This is a genomic window from uncultured Fretibacterium sp. (genome assembly GCF_938030725.1).
Lineage (GTDB): Bacteria > Synergistota > Synergistia > Synergistales > Aminobacteriaceae > Fretibacterium.
Genome location: NZ_CALHIQ010000080.1, coordinates 1 through 5,442, shown reverse-complemented (window position 1 = coordinate 5,442; position 5,442 = coordinate 1). Strand labels below are relative to the sequence as shown.

Sequence of the window (5,442 nt, the reverse complement as noted above, 5' to 3'; positions counted from 1 at the left end):
CCCAGGCTCTGGCGGAGGGGGCTTTGAGCGAGCTGAAGGACCCCGAGCGCTACCGGCTCATGAGCGCGGCGGGCCGGCAGAGGATGGGGATGCCGGGAGGGCTTGAGGACCTGGTGAACTTCGCCGCTTCGGAGCTGGGCTGGGACCTGCGCCAGCGCGTCTACGCGAGGCTTCGGCTCCGCAGGGAACGATGCGGAAGTCGAAGGGGATTGAGGGGCAAGGTGATGAAGGACATCCAATAAAATGGTTCAAGGGGGACGTCAAGAGAGGCTTGAACAGCGCAATTCTGGCGCTGGATGAACTGGTGCGGAGGAGGGGACTTGAACCCCTATGCCCGAAGGCGCCAGATCCTAAGTCTGGTGCGTCTGCCGTTTCGCCACCTCCGCTAAGAAACCTCCGTTACCCCCTGGCGGAGGATAACGGACACCGCCGCCCTGTCTGAAGCGGCAGGCCGGCTCAAAGTATTGTAGCACACGGGCGACCGGTTCAGTAGGACGGCGCGTAGGGCAGGGCGTCCGTCATCAGGGTGTCCTTCAGGATGAAGCGACGGTCGCGCACCTCCACGATGTAGACCTGACGGCTGGCGGGACGGTGCAGCGACGGGGTGACGTCGAGGGTCTGGGCGCCGAAGGGGATGCCGCGAACTCGGCTCAGCGCAGCGAGCAGGGCGTCGCGATCCAGTCGGTCCACGGGCTGGGGCAGGGCCCCGATCCCCCTCGTCAGCCACTCCGCCAGCGCGTTGGCGCGGCCGGCGGGCACCAGGTCCTGGAGCTGCATGGCGCGCGTGTCCCACAGCTGCCGCTTCAGGGCGCTGAAGCCGCCCCGCTCGGACAGGAACAGGTTTTGGTCCGCGAAGAGCATCCCCTTGCAGGAGAGGTAGAGCGGCTCCGGCGCGGCGCAGTTCCAGAGCTGCCACGGAGTCCCGACGCGCATGAACCCCCGCCACATCTCCCGCGCTCCCATGCCGCCGATGAAGGCGATGAGCACGCCGTCGGAAACGCTCCGAATCTCCTGCGCCACCATGGAGAAGCTGTCGCTCACCGAGGCGTCCATCCAGAAGGGCATGGGCATAAATCCCGCCTGGTCCAGAAGGGAGTAGGTGATCTTCGCCTCGCGCTCCTGATCGACGGTGAAGCGGCTGGCCGCCAGGGCCACGTGGGCCTTGCGATGGAGCGTCTGCACGGCGAAGTTGGCGAAGGCCGCGCAGCGGTAGTCCCGGAACATGTCGAGCGCGAAGACGTTCGGCAGGGGACGGCCGTCCTTGTCGATGAGGAGCTCCTCGCCTCCCGCCAGGAGGAGCGGCACCTTTTGACCCTCCAGGCGCTGGATCAGCCCGCGGTCCACCTCCGGGACGGCGAAGCTCATCACCGCTGCAGTGTGCTCGTCGAGGGGCAGCCGTACCTCCGAGGCCTCGCCCGCCTCGGCCACGGGGACGAAGTGAACGTCGTGCCCGCCGATGCCCTTGCCGCTGTCCGCGATGTTGGCCTCGTGCCACGCCAGCACCGTCAGGATCGACCTCCCTGTTTCGGTCTCCCAGCCGCCCTGAGGCGGAACCACGAAGACGGTCCACATCCAGTTCGGGGACTCCGCCGCAGGCGCCCTCTCCGGAATGACGGCGCCGAACAGCGCGAACCACAGCGCCGCCATGAGGATCAAGGCCTTTTTGTCCCGCATCTTCAGCCGATCTCCCTTCAAAAATTATGAAAAGTCATAAAGAGAAGCGCGTTGGAGTGAAGCGCGTGCTGCTCTCTCTGCGCCGTTTTTATTATAGTGTAAGACCGCCGTTTGTTCGAGTTCCGCGGCCGGCCGTTACGGCGATTGGACAATAAAAAAGCGACGGGCCCGAGGTCAGGTCCGTCGCTTGCTGTGGCGTTGGGAACGTTCTTATTTCTTTGTGGCAGCGACCTTCGAGAGCTGCTGAATGACGTCCTGCGTGATGTCCGTGCCGCCGATGAGGACGATGGACTTGTTGAGGACGAGGGTCAGGTTCTGCTTCGCGGCAACATCCCGTGCCGCCTGCTGACACTCGCGATAGATGGGGTCCATGAGATCCTGCTGCTCCTTAACGAGCTCCATACGCTTCTGCTGGATGATCTGGGCCTTCTTGGCCTGATCGCTCTCCTTGTCGGCAGCCGCCTTGGCCTCGTTCTCCTTCTGGCGCGAGAGGTTGGCCGCCTGCTGCCTCGCGTTCGCCATGCCGGGGTGCTTGTTGACGACCTCGTCGATGTCGATGACGCCCACGCCCTCAACGGGCACGGTGGCGGCGGGCTTCTGAGCCGCGAAGGAGGCGGAACCGGCGACAAGGACGAAGAGGAGTGCAGCTGCACACAGGAACGAAGACTTTTTCAAAATCATAGAAAAATCCCTCCTAAACTAGAGAACACAGGCCTCCGCGAACGGACGTCCCGTTTGAATGACGGGGCCATTCTAGCATCCTGCCCGCAGGAGGGCAAACGTCAGGATTACGCAGATTCGGCTCGCGCTTCGGGCGTTTCCGCTCAGGCGTCGTCCGGCCCCAGGTACTCGCCGTCCTGCACGACGATGAGTTCAAGGTCGATGTGGCCGCAGTTCTCAAGGCTGTGGGGAGCGTTTCTGGGGACGAAGAGCTCCATACCCTCATAGAGAAAGCTCTCCGCGCCGTCGAGGGTCACACGGGCCGTCCCATGGAGGACGATCCAACGCTCGGTGCTGTGGCGGTGGGTGTGGAGGGGGACGGCCCTGCCGGGCATCACGATGCTGCGCTTGACCCGGTGCCGCTCGTCCTCGTGCAGAACGCGGTAGCTTCCCCAGGGCCGGCTGCTCTCCGAGATCTGGCTGACCTCGCGCCGCCCGCGGCCCTTCAGCTCCTTCACGACGGCGCGCACCTCCTGGGAGGCCCCCCGCCGGGTGACGAAGAGCGCGTCCGGCGAGTCCACCACCACGAGGTCCTCCACGCCGTTCAGCACCGTCAGCCGGTTGCGGGAGTCCACGAGGCAGTTGCGCGCGTCCCGCAGCGTCACGTCCCCCACGACGGCGTTGTCCTGATCGTCGCGCTCCAGCACGCCGTGCAGCGCGTCCCAGGATCCCACGTCGGACCACCCCGCGTCCATGGGGGTCACCGCCACGCGGCCAGCCCGCTCCATGACGGCGCAGTCAAAGGAGATGGAGGGCAGGCGGGAGAAGGCCTCGCGCAGAAACGCGGTCCCCCGGCCGGCCTGGGCCGCCAGGTCCGGCGCCGTGCGGACCATCTCCCGAACCAGGGCCCCCAGGGCGAACGCGAACACGCCGCTGTTCCAAAGGTAATCTCCGCTCTTGACGTAGGCCTCCGCCGTGGGCAGGTCGGGCTTCTCCACGAAGGCCTCCGCCTCAAACCAGGCGCCGTGGGACGCCCCCTTCTTGATGTAGCCGAACCCCGTTTCCGGATGGCTGGGGACAACTCCCAGCGTCGCCATGAACCCCTCCTGGGCCGCCTCGACCGCCAGTTCAAGGGCGCGGGAGAAGGCGTCGGGCTCCTGAACGATGTGGTCGCTCGGCGCGACGATCACCACGTCCTCCTCCCCGGCCCCCGCCTCCCGCAGCGCTTCGATCCCCAGGAGGACGGCCGGCGCCGTTCCGCGGGCCATGGGCTCCTGCACGATGAAGTCCGGCGGCAGGGGGACGACCTCGCGCGCCTGGTGCGCCACCAGGGCCTCCCACTGAGCGCCCGTCACAGCGCGCATCCGATCGATGGGGACGACGTTCAGCATCCGCCTCAGGGTGTCCTGCAGGAGCGTCCCAGGGCCGCAGAGGGCCAGAAACTGCTTCGGCAGGTCCTCGCGGGAGCGCGGCCAGAGGCGCGTGCCGCTCCCCCCTGTGAGGATGATTCCGTATGATTCGGACATTGTCTTCACCTGTCCTCGCTTTCGTTGTCGTGCGGCGCCCTTCTCTTCCAAGGGGTCCAAAGGGGCAGTCCGCAGGAAACAGGATAGAGAAAAGGGCAAAAAAAGTAAAGCCGCGGCGGTCCGTTTTCCAAAATCTTTTGGGGTTCCCGCTGGACGCCCCTTGCGCGCTGCTTCGGGGCTCGCTATAGTGAGTGTATAGTAAATTGAGACCGATCATCGTTTTGAGGGGGCGTTTCGAGTGTTTCGATTTGAGTGCGATTATCAGGAGGGATGCCATCCGCGCATCCTGGCACGGATGGCGGAAACGAATCTGGAACAGACTTCGGGCTATGGCGTGGACCCCCATTGCAAGCGCGCAAGGGCGCTGATTCAGAAGGCCGTGGGCGTCCCGGACGCCGAGGTCCATTTCCTCGTGGGCGGGACCCAGACGAACGCGACGGTCATCAAGGCGCTCCTCAGACCGTGTCAGGGGGTCCTCTGTGTCGAGAGCGGGCACATCAACGTCCACGAGGCGGGCGCCATCGAGAGCACGGGGCACAAGGTGCTTTCGCTCCAGGGCAAGCGCGGCCTCCTGGACGCGGGAACCGTCCGGCAGTACCTGAAGGACTTCTACGACGACGAAACGCGCGAACACAGGGTGCAGCCCGGCATGGTGTACATCTCCCACCCGTCGGAGTACGGCACGCTCTACAGCAAGAGGCAGCTTGAGGAATTGCGCGCGGTGTGTACGGACTACGGGCTGCCGCTCTTCCTGGACGGCGCCCGCCTGGGCTACGGCGTGACGGCTCAGGGGACGGACGTCACGATTCAGGACGTGGCGCGCCTGTGCGACGTCTTCTACATCGGCGGGACGAAGGTGGGGGCGCTCTTCGGTGAGGCGGTGGTACGGTCGCGCCCGGGCCGCCTGAAGGACTTCCGCACGCTCATCAAGCAGCAGGGCGGCATGTTGGCCAAGGGCAGGCTCCTGGGCATCCAGTTCGAAACGCTCTTTGAGGACGGCCTCTACTTCGAGATCGCCCGGCACGCCAACGAGCAGGCCATGCGCATCCGCGCCGCCTTTCTGGAGCGGGGTTTCCCCCTGTTCATCGACTCCCCCACGAACCAGCAGTTCCCTATCCTGACGGAGTATCAGATCGAGCAATTGAAGGGGGAGTTCTCCTTCGAGCGGTGGCAGCGGATGGACGAGGAGCGGAGTGCGGTGCGCTTCTGCACCAGCTGGGCCACGACGCCGGAGAGCGTGGATGCGTTGACGGCAAGGATCGGGACCCTGTAGAGGAATGTTTTATGGAAGAGTTTTGGTTGAGAGCTGAAAAACGCTAAATTTGCCCCAGGGGGCTTTACAAGGGGAAGTTTTTGGTGTAATATATCCAAGCTCTGAGCGAGCGACCCGTTTTGAAGTCGAAGCGGGTTTTTGTACCTTGACAAAAGATTTACAGGTGAGATATTGAGGGTGAGGCGGTAGCTGAGGGGGTACCTGAGGCTGGCGCTGAGTTTTTTGAAGTACGAGTCGGTCAATTCGTAATAATTTTACTGAGAGTTTGATCCTGGCTCAGGATGAACGCTGGCGGCGTGCGTAACACAT

5 protein-coding genes and 1 tRNA gene are annotated in these 5,442 nt (G+C 64.3%); 2 read left to right on the top strand and 4 right to left on the bottom strand.

The window, feature by feature from the left end; genetic code table 11:
- On the top strand, nucleotides 1–242 hold a 242-nt coding region (locus tag Q0629_RS04700), incomplete at its 5' end, for a hypothetical protein (protein WP_298779564.1).
- 60 nt (nucleotides 243–302) lie between these two features.
- Here the strand turns inward: Q0629_RS04700 and Q0629_RS04695 are convergent.
- From Q0629_RS04695 to Q0629_RS04680, 4 genes are all read right to left on the bottom strand, one after another.
- Nucleotides 303–386, bottom strand: a tRNA-Leu gene (locus tag Q0629_RS04695).
- A gap of 100 nt (nucleotides 387–486) precedes the next feature.
- Nucleotides 487–1,674: a hypothetical protein gene (locus tag Q0629_RS04690; protein WP_298779562.1), complete on the bottom strand. Its 1,188-nt coding sequence runs from the start codon at nucleotides 1,672–1,674 to the stop codon at nucleotides 487–489.
- Between the two features lie 210 nt (nucleotides 1,675–1,884).
- On the bottom strand, nucleotides 1,885–2,355 hold the full coding sequence (locus tag Q0629_RS04685; protein WP_298779559.1) for an OmpH family outer membrane protein: 471 nt from the start codon (nucleotides 2,353–2,355) through the stop codon (nucleotides 1,885–1,887).
- Between the two features lie 143 nt (nucleotides 2,356–2,498).
- Nucleotides 2,499–3,860 carry a mannose-1-phosphate guanylyltransferase/mannose-6-phosphate isomerase gene (locus Q0629_RS04680; RefSeq protein ID WP_298779557.1) on the bottom strand — a complete coding sequence of 454 codons (1,362 nt, stop codon included), beginning with the start codon at nucleotides 3,858–3,860 and terminating at the stop codon, nucleotides 2,499–2,501.
- Between the two features lie 238 nt (nucleotides 3,861–4,098).
- Between Q0629_RS04680 and Q0629_RS04675 the strand changes: the two genes are divergently transcribed.
- Nucleotides 4,099–5,133, top strand: coding sequence for a beta-eliminating lyase-related protein (locus Q0629_RS04675; RefSeq protein ID WP_298779555.1), 1,035 nt, complete (start codon nucleotides 4,099–4,101; stop codon nucleotides 5,131–5,133).
- Nucleotides 5,134–5,442: the final 309 nt, after the last annotated feature.

What these genes read in the sequence shown, in the direction of transcription:
- Q0629_RS04690 (WP_298779562.1), bottom strand. Translation starts at nt 1,674, where the DNA reads ATGCGGGACAAAAAGGCCTTGATCCTCATGGCGGCGCTGTGGTTCGCG.
- Q0629_RS04680 (WP_298779557.1), bottom strand. Translation starts at nt 3,860, where the DNA reads ATGTCCGAATCATACGGAATCATCCTCACAGGGGGGAGCGGCACGCGC.
- Q0629_RS04685 (WP_298779559.1), bottom strand. Translation starts at nt 2,355, where the DNA reads ATGATTTTGAAAAAGTCTTCGTTCCTGTGTGCAGCTGCACTCCTCTTC.